Origin of the sequence: Pseudomonas sp. GD03858 (assembly GCF_029840925.1) — a bacterium.
Taxonomy (GTDB): Bacteria; Pseudomonadota; Gammaproteobacteria; order Pseudomonadales; family Pseudomonadaceae; genus Aquipseudomonas.
In genome coordinates this window covers 21,177-35,697 of sequence record NZ_JAOCDM010000012.1, presented here as the reverse complement: position 1 = coordinate 35,697, position 14,521 = coordinate 21,177, and the positions used below count along the sequence as shown (strand labels likewise).

The following is a 14,521-nucleotide window of genomic DNA, read 5'->3' as shown; positions in this document are numbered from 1 at the left end:
GCTTGAAGCTTGCAGCTAAAGAGGTTTTTGAGCATGTCCACCACCGAACACCCCAGCGACCTGATCCGCGCCCGCGACCTCGAGGGCGTCGACGTGTGGGCGCTGCCCAGCTTCGACCCGGAACCTGAGCCCGAGCCGGAGCCTGAGCCGGAAATCATCGAGCAAGAAGTCGAAGAGGTGCCGCTGGAGGAAGTCCAGCCACTGACCCTCGAAGAGCTCGAGGCCATCCGCCAGGAGGCCTACAACGAAGGCTTCGCCACCGGCGAGCGCGAGGGCTTCCACAGCACCCAGCTGAAGGTGCGCCAGGAGGCCGAGGTGGCCTTGGCGGCCAAGCTGGCCAGCCTCGAACAGGTCATGAGCCATCTGCTCGAGCCGATCGCCGAGCAGGACACCCAGATCGAGAAAGCGCTGGTGTTGCTGGTGGCCGGCATCGCGCGCCAGGTCATCGGCCGCGAGCTGCGCGGCGACTCGAGCCAGATCACCCATGTGTTGCGCGAGGCGCTGAAACTGCTGCCGATGGGCGCCGACAACATCCGTATCCACCTCAATCCGCAGGACTTCGAGCTGGCCAAGGCCTTGCGCGAGCGCCACGAGGAAAACTGGAAACTGCTCGAGGACGAGGCCTTGCTGCCGGGTGGCTGCCGCATCGAAACAGCCCATAGCCGCATCGACGCGACCATGGAGACCCGGATCGAGAAAGCCGTGGCGCAACTGTTCGACCAGTCCCACGATCAGGCCCTGCACCCTGCCGCAGCCGATATCCACGTCGACATCGACCCGCCAGCAGGTGTGACCGATGCGTCTTGATCGCACCAGTTTCGGCAAGCGCCTGCAAGGCTACGCCGACGCGGTGAAGCTGCCGGAGCAGCCGATCGTCGAAGGGCGCCTGCTGCGCATGGTCGGCCTGACCCTCGAGGCCGAAGGGCTGCGGGCGGCGGTTGGCAGCCGTTGCCTGGTGATCAATGACGACAGTTATCACCCGGTGCAGGTCGAGGCCGAGGTCATGGGCTTTGCCGGCAGCAAGGTGTTCCTCATGCCGGTGGGCAGCATCGTTGGCCTGGCCCCCGGTGCCCGAGTGGTGCCACTGGACGACAGCGGTCGCCTGCCCATGGGCATGAGCATGCTCGGCAGGGTGCTCGATGGTGCCGGTCGTGCGCTGGACGGCAAGGGCGGGATGAAGGCCGAGGACTGGGTGCCGATGGACGGCCCGATCATCAACCCGCTCAACCGCGATCCGATCAGTCAGCCGCTGGATGTCGGTATTCGCAGCATCAACGGCCTGCTCACGGTCGGTCGCGGCCAGCGCCTGGGGCTGTTCGCCGGTACCGGTGTCGGCAAGTCGGTGCTGCTGGGCATGATGACCCGTTTCACCGAGGCGGAGATCATCGTGGTCGGGCTGATCGGCGAGCGGGGGCGCGAGGTGAAGGAGTTCATCGAGCACATCCTCGGCGAGGAAGGGCTCAAGCGCTCGGTGGTGGTGGCGTCGCCCGCCGACGATGCGCCGTTGATGCGCCTGCGGGCGGCGATGTACTGCACGCGCATCGCCGAGTACTTTCGCGACAAGGGCAAGAATGTCCTGCTGCTGATGGATTCGCTGACCCGGTTTGCCCAGGCCCAGCGGGAAATCGCCCTGGCCATCGGCGAGCCGCCGGCCACTCGTGGCTATCCGCCATCGGTATTCGCCAAGCTGCCCAAGCTGGTGGAGCGGGCTGGCAACGGCGAGCCCGGAGGCGGTTCGATCACCGCGTTCTACACCGTGCTGTCGGAGGGCGACGATCAGCAGGACCCGATTGCCGACTCGGCGCGCGGGGTGCTCGATGGTCACTTCGTGCTGTCCCGGCGCCTGGCCGAGGAAGGGCACTATCCGGCCATCGATATCGAGGCGTCGATCAGTCGGGTCATGCCCCAGGTGGTCGATCCCGATCACTTGCGCCAGGCGCAGAAGTTCAAGCAACTGTGGTCGCGCCTGTCGCAGAGCCGCGACCTGATCAGCGTTGGCGCCTATGTCGCCGGCGGCGATCCGGAAACCGACCTGGCCATCGCTCTGCAGTCCAAGCTGGTGGAGTTCCTGCGTCAGCGCCTGGATGAAAACGTCGGCATGGCCCAGAGCCGTGAGCAGCTGGGCGCGATCTTCGCGCCGCCGGCGGGCTGATAGGCCATGAGCCAGCCCAGCCGAGCCGCGCGCCTGGCGCCGGTGGTCGAGATGGCCGAGGAGGCCGAGCGCAAGGCCGCCCAGCGCCTGGGGCATTTCCAGAAGCTGCTGAGCGACGCCCAGGCCAAGCTGGCCGAGCTCGAGAGCTTTCGCGAGGCGTACCAGCAGCAGTGGATCAACCGTGGCTCGCAAGGGGTCGATGGCAACTGGCTGGTCAACTACCAGCGCTTCCTGGGACAGCTGGAAACGGCCATGACCCAGCAGCGCCAGAGCATGACCTGGCACCAGAACAACCTCAACAATGCGCGCAATACCTGGCAGCAGGCCTATGCCCGGGTCGAGGGATTGCGCAAGCTGGTACAGCGTTACCTGGACGAAGCCCGTAGGGCCGAGGACAAGCGCGAGCAGAAGCTGCTCGACGAACTCTCTCAACGCCTGCCGCGCCAGAGCCATCCCTGATCGACCTGGCTTGTGCCCGTAGATAACGTATTGATCTGGCAGGTGGTTGTGGGAACAACTGCCTTGTTCGGCCTGAGGTCAGTGCGATCCCTGTGGGAGCGGCTTTAGCCGCGAACACCGGCGAAGCCGGTGCCATCCACCGCGTCCATTGCTTCGCGGGTAAACCCGCTCCCACAGGATGTGCGCTGGCCGCGCAATCAGGGTTCCCGGCACGACAGCGCAGCCCGGCGGGGCGCAAGGCAACCTCTAGTCCGCCGCCTTGCACCTGCCGCCAGCGCCTGCTAAACCTTCAGGAGTCGCATTCGCCATCATCGAAGGAATCGCTCGCATGGCAGTCGAAACTGATTTTTCACAGGATGGGAAAAAGCTGACGATCAAGGTCAAGGGTCGTTTCGATTTCGGCAAGCATCAGGAATTCCGAGACGCTTACGAGCGTCAGCGCCCTAGACCGGACTCGGTGGTGGTCGACCTCAAGGAGGCCACGTATCTCGACAGCTCGGCGCTGGGCATGCTGTTGCTGCTGCGCGATCACGTCGGTGGCGAGGACTCGGATATCCGCGTGGTCCATGCCAGCCCTGACGTGCGCAAGATCCTGGCTATCTCCAACTTCGAAAAGCTGTTCGATATCAGTTGAGCATCGTCATGCCCGCCGATCAGGCGTTGACCGTACTGGTGGCCGAGGATGGAGCCGCGGATCGCCTGTTGCTGGCGCAGATCGTCCGGCGCCAGGGGCACGAGGTGTTCACTGCCGAGAACGGCGAACAGGCAGTCGCCTTGTTCATCGAGCGGCGGCCGCAGCTGGTGCTGCTCGATGCCTTGATGCCGGTGATGGACGGTTTCGAAGCCGCGCGGCGGATCAAGGCGCTGGCGGGCGAGGCGTTGGTGCCGATCATCTTCCTCACTTCTCTCAACGAAGAGGAGGCGCTGGTGCGTTGCCTGGAAGCCGGGGGCGACGATTTCATGGCCAAGCCCTACAGTGCGGTGATCCTTGGTGCCAAGATCCGCGCCATGGACCGTTTGCGCCGTCTGCAAGCCACGGTGCTCGAGCAGCGCGACCAGATTACCCGGCATCACCACCACCTGCTCAACGAGCAGCGGGTGGCCAAGGCGGTATTCGACAAGGTGGCGCATTCCGGCTGTCTGAATGCACCTAATATCCGCTATCTACAGTCCCCTTACGCCTTGTTCAACGGCGATCTGTTGTTGGCCGCGTTCACGCCGTCCGGCGACATGCACGTGCTGCTGGGCGATTTCACCGGTCACGGCCTGCCCGCGGCGGTGGGCGCGATGCCGCTGGCGGAGGTGTTCTACGGCATGACCGCCAAGGGATACGGGCTGGTCGAAACGTTGCGGGAGATGAATGCCAAGCTCAAGCGCATCCTGCCCGTGGACATGTTCTGCTGTGCCTTGCTGATGAACCTGAGTTTCCAGCGTGCCACGGTAGAGGTGTGGAATGGCGGGATGCCGGATGGCTATCGACTGGATGCCGAGGGTGAGGTGCTGGCATTGCTGCCTTCGCGTCATCTGCCGCTGGGCATCCTGGCGCCGGAGCGGTTCGATGCGACTACGGAGGTGTTGCCGCTTGCCCCGGGCGAGCGGCTGTTCCTGCTTTCCGATGGCGTGGTCGATACCGCAGACGACCAGGAGCGCCTGTTCGGTGTCACGCGACTGCGTCAGGTGCTGGCGCGCAATCTGCGTCCGGAGCGTCTGTTCGATGAAGTGATGGCGGCGCTGGAGAGCTTCGGCGGGCGGCCTCGGGATGACATCAGCCTGTGTGACATCCGCATGCTGGAGCCGGGCCAGGTATTGCCGCAGCCCGTGGTCTATTCCGACAGCGGGCGCTCCAGTCCGCTGGACTGGTCGATGCGCTTCGAGTTGCGTGGGGAAAGCCTCGGCCGTTTCAATCCGGTGCCCTACCTGGTGCAACTGTTGCAGGAGGTTCACGGTCTGCGCCCCAGTGGCGGCCGTTTGCACGCGGTGCTCAGCGAGCTTTACGCCAATGCGCTCGAGCATGGCGTGCTGGGCCTGGACTCGCGGCTCAAGCGCGACGCCCAGGGTTTCTCCGAGTACTATCGCCAGCGTGGCGAGCGCCTGGCCCGACAGGTCGACGGCTGCATTGCCATCGCCCTGCGGGTGGAACCTCGGGCCGCGGGTGGGCATCTGATGATCGAGGTCCGTGACAGCGGCGCAGGATTCGATGTGGGCTCCGTGCTTGACGCTGCACCGGGGCGTGGGTTCAGTGGGCGTGGTGTAAGCCTGGTGCGACGCTTGGCGGACCGTGCCCAGTGGCTGGAGGATGGGCGTCTGGCCCAGGTGGTGTTCGAATGGTGAGTCCGCGCGGGCGGGTTGCCCGTGCTCGGGCGTACTGAGGCTTGATCAGGGAGCGAACAAGTGGAAACGCATATCGATCAGAAGGTGCTGAGTGACCTGCGCGAGGTCATGGAGGAGGGGTACCTGCAATTGCTGGAAACCTTTCTCGAGGACTCCGAACGTCGCTTGAGCCAGCTGCATGAAGCCAAGGATGCCGACGAGCTCGGCCTGGCCGCGCACAGCTTCAAGGGTAGCAGCAGCAACATGGGCGCCGTCGGGCTTGCCGGCCTTTGCCAGCAACTGGAGGAGCGCGTGCGCGACCAGTCGCTCTATGGCATCGAGGACCTGATCAACCGCATCGATCAGGAGTACCTTGAGGTGCAACGCTTCTATCGTGGCGAGCGGGAACGAATTTCCGCGAGCTAGGAATATCTGGCGCGAGTCTTGCTAGTCCAAGCTCCAGACGTAATTTTCCAGATGCTGGAGCGGAGATTTTTCCATGCCTGTCGCACCCAACCCTCTATTGCAAGCCGGCTCCGTGAACAAGGTGTCGCGGCCGGCTGCCGGCGTGGCGGACAAGCCGCAGCAGGGCGGCGGCTTCGATCAGGTCATGGCCGGCCAGGGGCGCGACAGTGTTTCTGCGCGGGATGACAAACCGACCCGGCCAGCGGCGCAGGCGAGCGCCAAGCCGCAATCGGAGCCTGCCGCCAGCGGCAAGCAACAGGCCAATGGCGCGCCAGCGGTTGCCGATGACGGCAAGGTTTTGCCAGGGGATGTGAAAACTCAGGCGCTGAGCGACGCCGAGGACGCCGACAGCCAGGAGGCTTCGCCAGCCCTCGATGCCAGTCTGGTGGCGGGCCAGGTGACCGATGCCCAGCCAGGCGCGCAGTTGCTTCAGGCGCAGGCCGAAGCGGTCGCGCCGGTCCTGCAGGCCGCGGTCCAGCCTGCCGCGCAATCGACTCCGCCAGCGCCGACGCCGGCAGAGGCCGAAGCGTTCGATCCCGCTGCCGACCCGCTGGCGAACATGCCGACATTGCGCCTGGCCCTCGAGCAGGATGCCAAGGCCAAGGGCACGACCTCGGCGCATGCCACTGCCACCCGCCTCGACAGCAACCCGCAGGTCGCCGAGCCGAGTGCGGCCCCCGTCAATACCTTGGCGAACATGGTCGAGAAAACCGAGGCCGAAGCCGGGCGTGGCGAACGTGGCGACAAGGCCTTCGCGGGCCTGATCGACGATGGCCTCAAGGATCTCAAGGCTGCGGGCAGCGATACGCGGGTTGACGATTTCGCCAACCGTCTGGCCAGCCTTACCCAGGCCGCCACGGTGAAGACCGCCAATGCCGTGCCGGTCACCTCGAACCCGTTGCAGCAACCGTTGGCGATGAACCAGGGTGCCTGGGCCGAAGGCTTGGTCAACCGGGTCATGTACCTGTCCAGCCAGAACCTCAAGTCGGCGGACATTCAGCTGGAGCCCGCGGAGCTGGGGCGCCTGGACATCCGCGTCAATGTCGCGGCGGACCAGCCGACCCAGATCCATTTCGTCAGCGGCCATGCCGGCGTGCGTGATGCCCTCGACAGCCAGGTGCATCGCCTGCGCGAGATGTTCGCCCAGCAGGGCTTGGCGCAACCGGACGTCAGCGTTGCCGACCAGTCCCGTGGTCAGCAACAGCAGCAAGCCCAGCAGGGTGAGTCGAATCTGTCCGGGGTTGCCGCGCGCCGCGCCGAAGCGGGCGGGGAGGGCGGGGAGCCTGGCAATGCCGTGCGTCCGGTCGAGCACCAGGTGGTGGTGGGCGACAGTGCGGTGGACTACTACGCCTGACGTGTGGTCCCGTCGCGGGGCAAGCCCGCTCCCACGCTGGTGAGATTTGCAGTGCTGTTTCCTGCTCGGCGGCGCGGCCCGAAGGGGCGGGGACGATTCACACCTCGCGCCTGACAAATCTGGCATAACACTTGCTCAAGCCACGTCATCCTTCTTTGAAACCGCGATGGACGACGGATTATTGGCATGGCGAAGAGCGACGCAGTGAAAGACCCCGCCACGAAAGGCAAACTCAAGTTGATCCTGCTGCTGGTGCTGGCCCTGCTTCTGGCGGTCGGCCTGTCGGTGGGCGCGACCTGGTTCTTCATGCACAAGAGCGAGTCGGCGCCGGCCCCCGAGGCGGCGCAGAGCAACGTCAAGCCCGCCGCGATCTACGAGCCGCTGGCGCCGGCCTTCGTGGTCAACTTCAACCAGAACGGCCGTCAGCGCTACATGCAGGTGAGCATCACCATGCAGGGTCGCAACCAGAGCGACCTCGACGCGCTCAAGGTGCACATGCCGGTGATTCGCAACAACCTGGTGATGATGTTTTCCGGCCAGGGCTTCGACACGCTCGCCAGCAGCGCGGTCGGCCAGGAGATGCTGCGCCAGAAAGCCACCGCGGTGGTGCAGGAAGTGGCGCAGAAGGAAATCGGCAGGCCGGTCGTCGACCAGTTGCTGTTCACCAATTTCGTATTGCAGTAGGAGCACATAGATGGCCGTGCAGGACCTGCTGTCCCAGGATGAGATCGATGCCCTGCTGCATGGGGTGGACGATGGGCTGGTACAAACCGAGAGTGCCGCCGAGCCCGGCAGCATCAAGAGCTACGACCTGACCAGTCAGGACCGTATCGTCCGGGGGCGCATGCCGACCCTGGAAATGATCAACGAGCGTTTCGCCCGCTACACCCGCATCAGCATGTTCAACCTGTTGCGTCGCTCCGCCGATGTGGCGGTGGGCGGCGTGCAGGTGATGAAGTTCGGCGAGTACGTGCATTCGCTGTATGTGCCGACCAGCCTGAACCTGGTCAAGATCAAGCCGCTGCGCGGCACCTCGCTGTTCATCCTCGACGCCAAGCTGGTGTTCAAGCTGGTGGACAACTTCTTCGGTGGCGATGGCCGTCACGCCAAGATCGAGGGTCGTGAGTTCACCCCGACCGAGTTGCGGGTGGTGCGCATGGTCCTGGACCAGTGCTTCGTCGACCTCAAGGAGGCCTGGCAGGCGATCATGCCGGTCAACTTCGAGTACATAAACTCCGAGGTCAACCCAGCCATGGCCAACATCGTCGGCCCCAGCGAGGCGGTGGTGGTCTCGACCTTCCACATCGAACTCGACGGCGGCGGTGGCGACCTGCATGTGACCATGCCGTACTCGATGATCGAGCCGGTGCGCGAGATGCTCGACGCCGGCTTCCAGTCAGACCTCGACGATCAGGACGAGCGCTGGGTCAAGGCCCTGCGCGAGGACGTGCTGGACGTGAACGTGCCGCTGTCGGCCACTGTTGCCCGGCGCCAGTTGAAGCTGCGCGACATCCTGCACATGCAGCCCGGCGACGTGATCCCGGTGGAACTGCCGGAGCACCTGGTGCTGCGCGCCAACGGCGTGCCGTCGTTCAAGGCGCGGCTGGGTTCGCACAAGGGCACCCTGTCGCTGCAGATCATCGACCCGATCGAACGCCGCTGACGGCGTGTCGGTCGCTCTAACGTATTGAATGCCTGCCGAGGAAATCATGGCTAACGAAAACGAGATCACCTCTCCCGAGGAACAGGCCCTGGCCGATGAGTGGGCGGCCGCCCTGGAAGAGACCGGCGACGCCGGCCAGGCCGACATCGACGCCTTGCTCGCCGCGGATGGGCCGTCTTCGGGCCGCCTGCCGATGGAGGAGTTCGCCAGTTCGCCCCGGCCCAGTGACAACGTCAGCCTCGAAGGGCCGAACCTGGATGTGATCCTGGACATTCCGGTGAGCATTTCCATGGAAGTGGGCAGCACCGAAATCAGCATCCGCAACCTGCTGCAGCTCAACCAGGGTTCGGTGATCGAGCTGGACCGCCTGGCTGGCGAGCCGCTGGATGTGCTGGTCAACGGCACGCTGATCGCCCATGGCGAGGTGGTGGTGGTCAACGAGAAGTTCGGCATCCGCCTGACCGACGTGATCAGCCCCAGCGAACGTATCAAGAAGCTGCGCTGAGTGAAGGGCATGATGCGGGGTTTCACGGCCCTTGGCGCGCTGCTGGCCAGTGAGGCGGTGATCGCCGCGGCCGAGCCTGCTGCGGCGCCAGCTGCTCCGTTGCCGGGAGGCATGGGCGCGCAGCTGGCGCAGATGGTCTTCGGCCTGTTGCTGGTGGTCGGCCTGATCTTCGCCCTGGCCTGGTTGCTGCGACGCATGCAGGGCAACGCCCAGCGCGGTGCCCAGGTCATCGAGATCGTCGGCAGCCGGGCCATCGGCCCGCGCGATCGGCTGCTGCTGGTGCAGGTCGGCAAGGAGCAGATCCTCATCGGCCACACGCCGGGCAGCATCGAGGCCCTGCATGTGCTGGCCGAGCCCGTGGATGTGCCCGCCGCGGCGCGCCAGGCCACGCCGGAATTCGCCCAGCGGCTGCTCGAGCTGATGGGCAAGGATCAGAAGGACAAGATGTGATGAGCGGCGCACTGCGCGTGTTGTTGACCCTGGCGCTGCTGCTGGCCGCGCCGTTGGCCCTGGCCGCCGACCCACTGTCGATTCCGGCCATCACCCTGTCGAGCGGGGCGGACGGGCAGCAGGAATATTCGGTCAGCCTGCAGATCCTGCTGATCATGACGGCGCTGAGCTTCATTCCGGCGTTCGTCATCCTGATGACCAGCTTCACCCGCATCATCATCGTCTTCTCCATCCTGCGCCAGGCCCTGGGCCTGCAGCAGACGCCGTCGAACCAGGTGCTCACCGGCATGGCGCTGTTCCTGACCCTGTTCATCATGGCGCCGGTGTTCGATCGGGTGAACAAGGATGCCCTGCAGCCTTACCTGGCCGAGCAGATGACCGCCCAGCAGGCCATCGACAAGGCCCAGGGGCCGTTGAAGGACTTCATGCTGGCGCAGACCCGGCAGAGCGATCTCGACCTGTTCATGCGCCTGTCCAAGCGCACCGACATCGCTGGGCCCGACCAGGCGCCGCTGACCATCCTGGTGCCGGCGTTCGTCACCTCCGAGCTCAAGACCGCGTTCCAGATCGGTTTCATGATCTTCATCCCGTTCCTGATCATCGACATGGTGGTCGCCAGCGTGCTGATGGCCATGGGCATGATGATGCTGTCGCCGCTGATCATCTCGCTGCCGTTCAAGATCATGCTGTTCGTGCTGGTCGATGGCTGGGCGCTGATCATGGGGACCCTGGCCGGTAGTTTCGGCGGCGTCTGACGTTGCCAAGGAGAACCTCGCATGACCCCTGAAGTCGCTGTCGATCTGTTCCGTGACGCGCTATGGCTGACCACCCTGATCGTTGCCGTGCTGGTGGTGCCGAGCCTGCTGGTTGGCCTGGTGGTGGCGATGTTCCAGGCCGCCACGCAGATCAACGAACAGACCCTGAGCTTCCTGCCGCGTCTGTTGGTGATGTTGGTCACGCTGATCATCGCCGGGCCGTGGCTGGTGCAGAAGTTCATGGAGTACTTCACGGGCCTGTACACCAGCATTCCGCACCTGATCGGTTGAGGGCGCCATGCTGGAGCTGACCGACACGCAGATCGGCACCTGGGTCGCCACCTTCATCCTGCCGCTGTTCCGGGTAATGGCGGTGCTGATGACCATGCCGATCTTCGGCACCAAGATGCTGCCGGCACGGGTGCGTCTGTATGCGGCCGTGGCGATCACCGTGGTCATCGTGCCGGGCCTGCCGCCGCTACCCGAGATCGATCCGCTCAGCTTGCGTGGCGTGCTGCTGTGCTTCGAGCAGGTCATCGTCGGGGCGTTGTTCGGGTTCTCCCTGCAGTTGCTGTTCCAGGCCTTCGTCATCGCCGGGCAGATTGTCGCGGTGCAGATGGGCATGGCCTTCGCCTCCATGGTCGATCCGGCCAACGGTGTCAACGTCACGGTGATCAGCCAGTTCATGACCATGCTGGTGAGCGTGCTGTTCCTGCTGATGAACGGCCACCTGGTGGTGTTCGAGGTGCTGACCGAGAGCTTCACCACGCTGCCGGTGGGCAGTGCCCTGGTGGTCAATCATTTCTGGGAGATGGCTGGGCGCCTGAGCTGGGTGATGGCGGCGGCGCTGTTGCTGATCCTGCCGGCGATCGCCGCGCTGCTGGTGGTCAACATCGCTTTTGGCGTAATGACCCGCGCCGCGCCGCAGCTGAACATCTTCTCCATCGGTTTCCCGCTCACCCTGGTGTTGGGCATGGGCATCTTCTGGGTCGGCTTGGCCGACATTCTCCCCCATTACCAGGCACTGGCCAGCGAAGCGCTGCAGTGGCTGCGTGAACTGGCACGGGCGCGCTGAGCATGGCAGAGAGCGAAAGCGGTCAGGACAAGACAGAGGAGCCCACCGAGAAGCGCAAGCGTGACGCGCGCGAGAAGGGTGAGGTTGCCCGCTCCAAGGAGCTGAACACGGTCGCGGTGACCCTGGCCGGTGCCGGTGGCTTGCTGGCGTTTGGCGGTTATCTGGCGGAAACCCTGATGACCCTGATGCGCATGAATTTCAGCCTGACTCGTGAAGTGATCGTCGATGAGCGGAGCATGGGCGCGTTCCTGCTGGCGTCGGGCAAGATGGCGATCTGGTCGGTGCAGCCGATCCTGATCTTGCTGTTCGTCATCTCTTTCGTCGCGCCGATCGCACTGGGTGGTTTCCTGTTCTCCGGGAGTCTGCTGCAGCCGAAGTTCAGCCGCATGAACCCGTTGTCCGGGATCAAGCGCATGTTCTCGATGAATGCGCTCACCGAGCTGCTCAAGGCGGTCGCCAAGTTCATCATGATCCTGATGGTGGCGTTGCTGGTGCTGGCCAGCGACCGGGAGGCGCTGCTGGCCATCGCCAACGAGCCGATGGAGCAGGCGATCATCCATGCCGTGCAGGTGGTGGGCTGGAGCGCCTTGTGGATGGCGGCGGGTTTGCTGCTGATCGCCGGGCTCGATGTGCCTTACCAGCTGTTCCAGTCGCACAAGAAGATGAAGATGACCAAGCAGGAGGTCAAGGACGAGTACAAGGACAGCGAGGGCAAGCCTGAGGTCAAGCAGCGGATTCGCCAGCTGCAACGGGAGATGTCGCAGCGGCGGATGATGGCGGCGGTGCCCGAGGCGGATGTGATCATCACCAACCCGACTCATTACGCGGTGGCCTTGAAGTACGACCCGGAGAAGGGCGGTACGGCGCCTTTGCTGCTGGCCAAGGGGACTGACTTCCTGGCCCTGAAGATGCGTGAGATCGGGGTTGAGCACAAGGTGCAGATCCTTGAGTCACCGGCCCTGGCGCGGGCCATTTACTACTCGACCGAGATCGAGCAGGAGATTCCTGCGGGGTTGTACCTGGCGGTGGCGCAGGTGTTGGCCTATGTGTTCCAGATTCGGCAGTATCGGGCTGGGCGGGGTAAGGCGCCGGAGCCGTTGAAGAAGGATCTGCCTATTCCTGATGATTTGCGGCGGGATAGTTGAGGTTATTGGGTTATTGGGTTATTGGATTGTTTTGAAAGTTGTATGCGCATTCATTTGCGATGTCGACGCATAGTCACCTTTCCGCCCTTACGGCGGGTCACTTTTTGTCAAACGCGACAAAAAGTAACCAAAAAACGCTGCGCTCCATTCATCCGGCCCTACGCTTCGCTCCGGGTCCCCTCACTCCGGCCTTGCTCCCGGGAGGACCGCGCTGAACGGCCCATCCTGGGCCGCAGCGCTTGACGGGCATCCATGCCCGTCACCTCCCTCCGCAAGGCCTGCGTTCGGCCTCCTGAAGTCGCGAAGATACGGGCGGCGGCTGGGCTGGCGCAGCTGACGCTAGTTGCAGCTGTGTGATCTCAAGGTCGCCTTCGCGGGCAAGCCCGCGAAAGAATATTTGGATCACCCACATGGGTTACACAGTAGTTCACTCACATAGGTAACAGTCACGAGGCCAGGGCGCCTGCCCTCATCCGCAAGGCCTGCGTTCGGCCTCCTGAAGTCGCGAAGGTACGGGCGGCGCCTGGGCTGGCGCAGCTGACGCTAGTTGCAGCTGTGTGATCTCAAGGTCGCCTTCGCGGGCAAGCCCGCTCCCACAGGGTCATATATATCCATGTGGGAGCGGGCTTGCCCGCGAAAGAATATTTGGATCACCCACATGGGTTGCACAGTAGTTCACTCACATAGGTAACACTCACGAGGCCAGGGCGCATGCCCTCAGTCGGTGGAACTCGCCTGATAGCTATCAATGACTTCCTGCGCCGCGCGAAACGCATCGATCGCCGCCGGCACTCCGGCATACACCGCGCAATGCAGCAGTGCCTCGCGGATCTCCTCGACGGTGCAGCCGTTGTTAAGCGCCCCACGCACGTGACCCTTGAGTTCCTGCGGGCACTTGAGCGCGGTCAGGGTGGCCAGGGTGATCAGGCTGCGGGTCTTCAGCGCCAGCCCGTCACGGGCCCAGACGCTGCCCCAGGCATGTTCGTTGACGAAATCCTGTAGCGGTTGGGTGAACGCGGTCGCGTTGCCCAGGGCGCGATCGACGAAGGCATCGCCCATCACCTGGCGGCGAATGCTCTCGCCGGTCTGTTTCGTGTCAGCCATGTTGTTTTCCTTAGTGTTGGCGGCGCCAGGCGCGGATCGTGGTGTACAGCAGCACGACCCCGAGCACGGGCATCACATAGAACAGCATCAGTCGTTCAAGGCGTCCGGCCAGCGGCATGCCGGTGGTGAAGGCCACCACGTGCAGGCCGTAGGCCAGGTACAGGCACAGGAACACCAGGCCTTCGGCGCGAGTGACGCGGTAACCGGAATAGAACACCGGCAGGCACAGGGCGGCGACGCCGAGCATCACCGGCAGGTCGAAGTCCAGGGCGTTGGGCGAGATGGACAGGGGCTCGGGGGTGATCATTGCCGTGAACCCCAGCACCGCCAGCAGATTGAACAGGTTGCTGCCGATCACCGTGCCCACCGCGATCTCCCGCTCGCCGCGCAGGGCCGCGATCAACGCGGCGGCAAGCTCCGGGAGCGAGGTGCACACGGCAACCACGGTCAGGCCGATGATGCGCTCGGACAGGCCCAGATCGGTCGCCACCTCGACTACAGCTTCAAGCAGCAGGTGACCGGCGAGGCTCAGAAGGCTCAGGCCCACGACAATCTGTAGCACCGTGCTGCTCCAGAACCGCAGCGCGCTGGCGTGCGTGGTACTCGGCGCGGGGTAGGTGCGGGCGTAGTGGCGGGATTGATGCCAGAGCATGGCCAGGTAGCCCAGCAGGCCGAGCAGCAGCAGACCACCTTCCAGGCGTCCGAGTTGGCCGTTGAGCGCGAGCAGGTATACCAGCGCACTGGCCAGGATCATCAACGGGATATCCAGACGCACCAGCTGACGCGACACGCGCAGTGGAATGATCAGCGCCGCCAGGCCGAGAATCACCAGCACGTTGAAGATGTTGCTGCCGACGACACTGCCGACGGCCACGTCCGGGGCGCCCTGGTAGGCGGCCTGCAGGCTCACGGTCAACTGTGGCGCGGTGCTGCCGAAGGCTACCAGGCTCAGGCCGATGATCAGCGGGCGCACATGCAGGCGGGTGGCCAGGCGCAGGGCGGCGCGCACCAGCAGTTCGGCGCCGATGATCAGCAGCAGCAGGCCCAGGCCCAGTCGCAGCAGGCTGAAGGTGGGAAGGGTGGC

General features: G+C 64.4%; 17 protein-coding genes. 15 read left to right on the top strand and 2 right to left on the bottom strand.

Going from position 1 to position 14,521, the window contains the following annotated elements:
• Window positions 1–33: 33 nt before the first annotated feature.
• From fliH to flhB, 15 genes are all read left to right on the top strand, one after another.
• Window positions 34–807 carry a flagellar assembly protein FliH gene (fliH, locus tag N5D48_RS05660; protein WP_279882056.1) on the top strand — a complete coding sequence of 258 codons (774 nt, stop codon included), beginning with the start codon at window positions 34–36 and terminating at the stop codon, window positions 805–807.
• The gene (fliI, locus tag N5D48_RS05655; protein ID WP_279882053.1) at window positions 797–2,152 is read left to right on the top strand and encodes a flagellar protein export ATPase FliI; all 1,356 of its coding nucleotides are present in this window, start codon (window positions 797–799) and stop codon (window positions 2,150–2,152) included. Before fliH ends, fliI begins: the two co-directional genes overlap by 11 nt.
• A 6-nt stretch (window positions 2,153–2,158) precedes the next feature.
• Window positions 2,159–2,611 carry a flagellar export protein FliJ gene (gene fliJ, locus N5D48_RS05650; RefSeq protein WP_279882050.1) on the top strand — a complete coding sequence of 151 codons (453 nt, stop codon included), beginning with the start codon at window positions 2,159–2,161 and terminating at the stop codon, window positions 2,609–2,611.
• A gap of 328 nt (window positions 2,612–2,939) precedes the next feature.
• Complete coding sequence (locus tag N5D48_RS05645) at window positions 2,940–3,245, top strand: STAS domain-containing protein (RefSeq protein WP_232856532.1); 306 nt, start codon at window positions 2,940–2,942, stop codon at window positions 3,243–3,245.
• Between the two features lie 8 nt (window positions 3,246–3,253).
• Window positions 3,254–4,942 (top strand): fused response regulator/phosphatase, encoded by a 1,689-nt coding sequence (locus N5D48_RS05640; RefSeq protein ID WP_279882044.1) that lies wholly within the window; start codon window positions 3,254–3,256, stop codon window positions 4,940–4,942.
• 108 nt (window positions 4,943–5,050) lie between these two features.
• Complete coding sequence (locus tag N5D48_RS05635; protein WP_279882150.1) at window positions 5,051–5,347, top strand: Hpt domain-containing protein; 297 nt, start codon at window positions 5,051–5,053, stop codon at window positions 5,345–5,347.
• Between the two features lie 73 nt (window positions 5,348–5,420).
• Window positions 5,421–6,740, top strand: a complete 1,320-nt coding sequence (locus N5D48_RS05630; protein ID WP_279882041.1) for a flagellar hook-length control protein FliK — start codon at window positions 5,421–5,423, stop codon at window positions 6,738–6,740.
• Between the two features lie 186 nt (window positions 6,741–6,926).
• Window positions 6,927–7,424: a flagellar basal body-associated protein FliL gene (gene fliL / locus N5D48_RS05625; protein ID WP_279882039.1), complete on the top strand. Its 498-nt coding sequence runs from the start codon at window positions 6,927–6,929 to the stop codon at window positions 7,422–7,424.
• A 10-nt stretch (window positions 7,425–7,434) separates the two neighbouring features.
• Window positions 7,435–8,403, top strand: coding sequence for a flagellar motor switch protein FliM (gene fliM, locus N5D48_RS05620; RefSeq protein WP_279804633.1), 969 nt, complete (start codon window positions 7,435–7,437; stop codon window positions 8,401–8,403).
• A gap of 46 nt (window positions 8,404–8,449) precedes the next feature.
• On the top strand, window positions 8,450–8,908 hold the full coding sequence (gene fliN / locus N5D48_RS05615) for a flagellar motor switch protein FliN (RefSeq protein WP_279882038.1): 459 nt from the start codon (window positions 8,450–8,452) through the stop codon (window positions 8,906–8,908).
• 12 nt (window positions 8,909–8,920) lie between these two features.
• On the top strand, window positions 8,921–9,358 hold the full coding sequence (gene fliO, locus N5D48_RS05610) for a flagellar biosynthetic protein FliO (protein ID WP_279882148.1): 438 nt from the start codon (window positions 8,921–8,923) through the stop codon (window positions 9,356–9,358).
• A complete protein-coding gene (gene fliP / locus N5D48_RS05605; RefSeq protein ID WP_279882036.1) occupies window positions 9,358–10,113 on the top strand; it encodes a flagellar type III secretion system pore protein FliP in 756 nt (251 codons plus the stop codon). The genes fliO and fliP overlap by 1 nt, the downstream gene beginning before the upstream one ends.
• Window positions 10,114–10,134: 21 nt before the next feature.
• Complete coding sequence (fliQ, locus tag N5D48_RS05600) at window positions 10,135–10,404, top strand: flagellar biosynthesis protein FliQ (protein WP_279804628.1); 270 nt, start codon at window positions 10,135–10,137, stop codon at window positions 10,402–10,404.
• A 7-nt stretch (window positions 10,405–10,411) separates the two neighbouring features.
• Window positions 10,412–11,188, top strand: a complete 777-nt coding sequence (gene fliR, locus N5D48_RS05595; protein ID WP_279882033.1) for a flagellar biosynthetic protein FliR — start codon at window positions 10,412–10,414, stop codon at window positions 11,186–11,188.
• Window positions 11,189–11,190: 2 nt separating this feature from the next.
• Window positions 11,191–12,333, top strand: coding sequence for a flagellar biosynthesis protein FlhB (gene flhB, locus N5D48_RS05590; RefSeq protein ID WP_279882030.1), 1,143 nt, complete (start codon window positions 11,191–11,193; stop codon window positions 12,331–12,333).
• A gap of 717 nt (window positions 12,334–13,050) precedes the next feature.
• Here the strand turns inward: flhB and N5D48_RS05585 are convergent.
• Together N5D48_RS05585 and N5D48_RS05580 are read right to left on the bottom strand one after the other, a co-directional pair.
• Window positions 13,051–13,437 (bottom strand): carboxymuconolactone decarboxylase family protein, encoded by a 387-nt coding sequence (locus N5D48_RS05585; protein ID WP_279882027.1) that lies wholly within the window; start codon window positions 13,435–13,437, stop codon window positions 13,051–13,053.
• Between the two features lie 10 nt (window positions 13,438–13,447).
• Entirely contained in the window at window positions 13,448–14,491 is a 1,044-nt protein-coding gene (locus N5D48_RS05580; RefSeq protein ID WP_279882145.1) for a calcium/sodium antiporter, read from the bottom strand.
• Window positions 14,492–14,521: the final 30 nt, after the last annotated feature.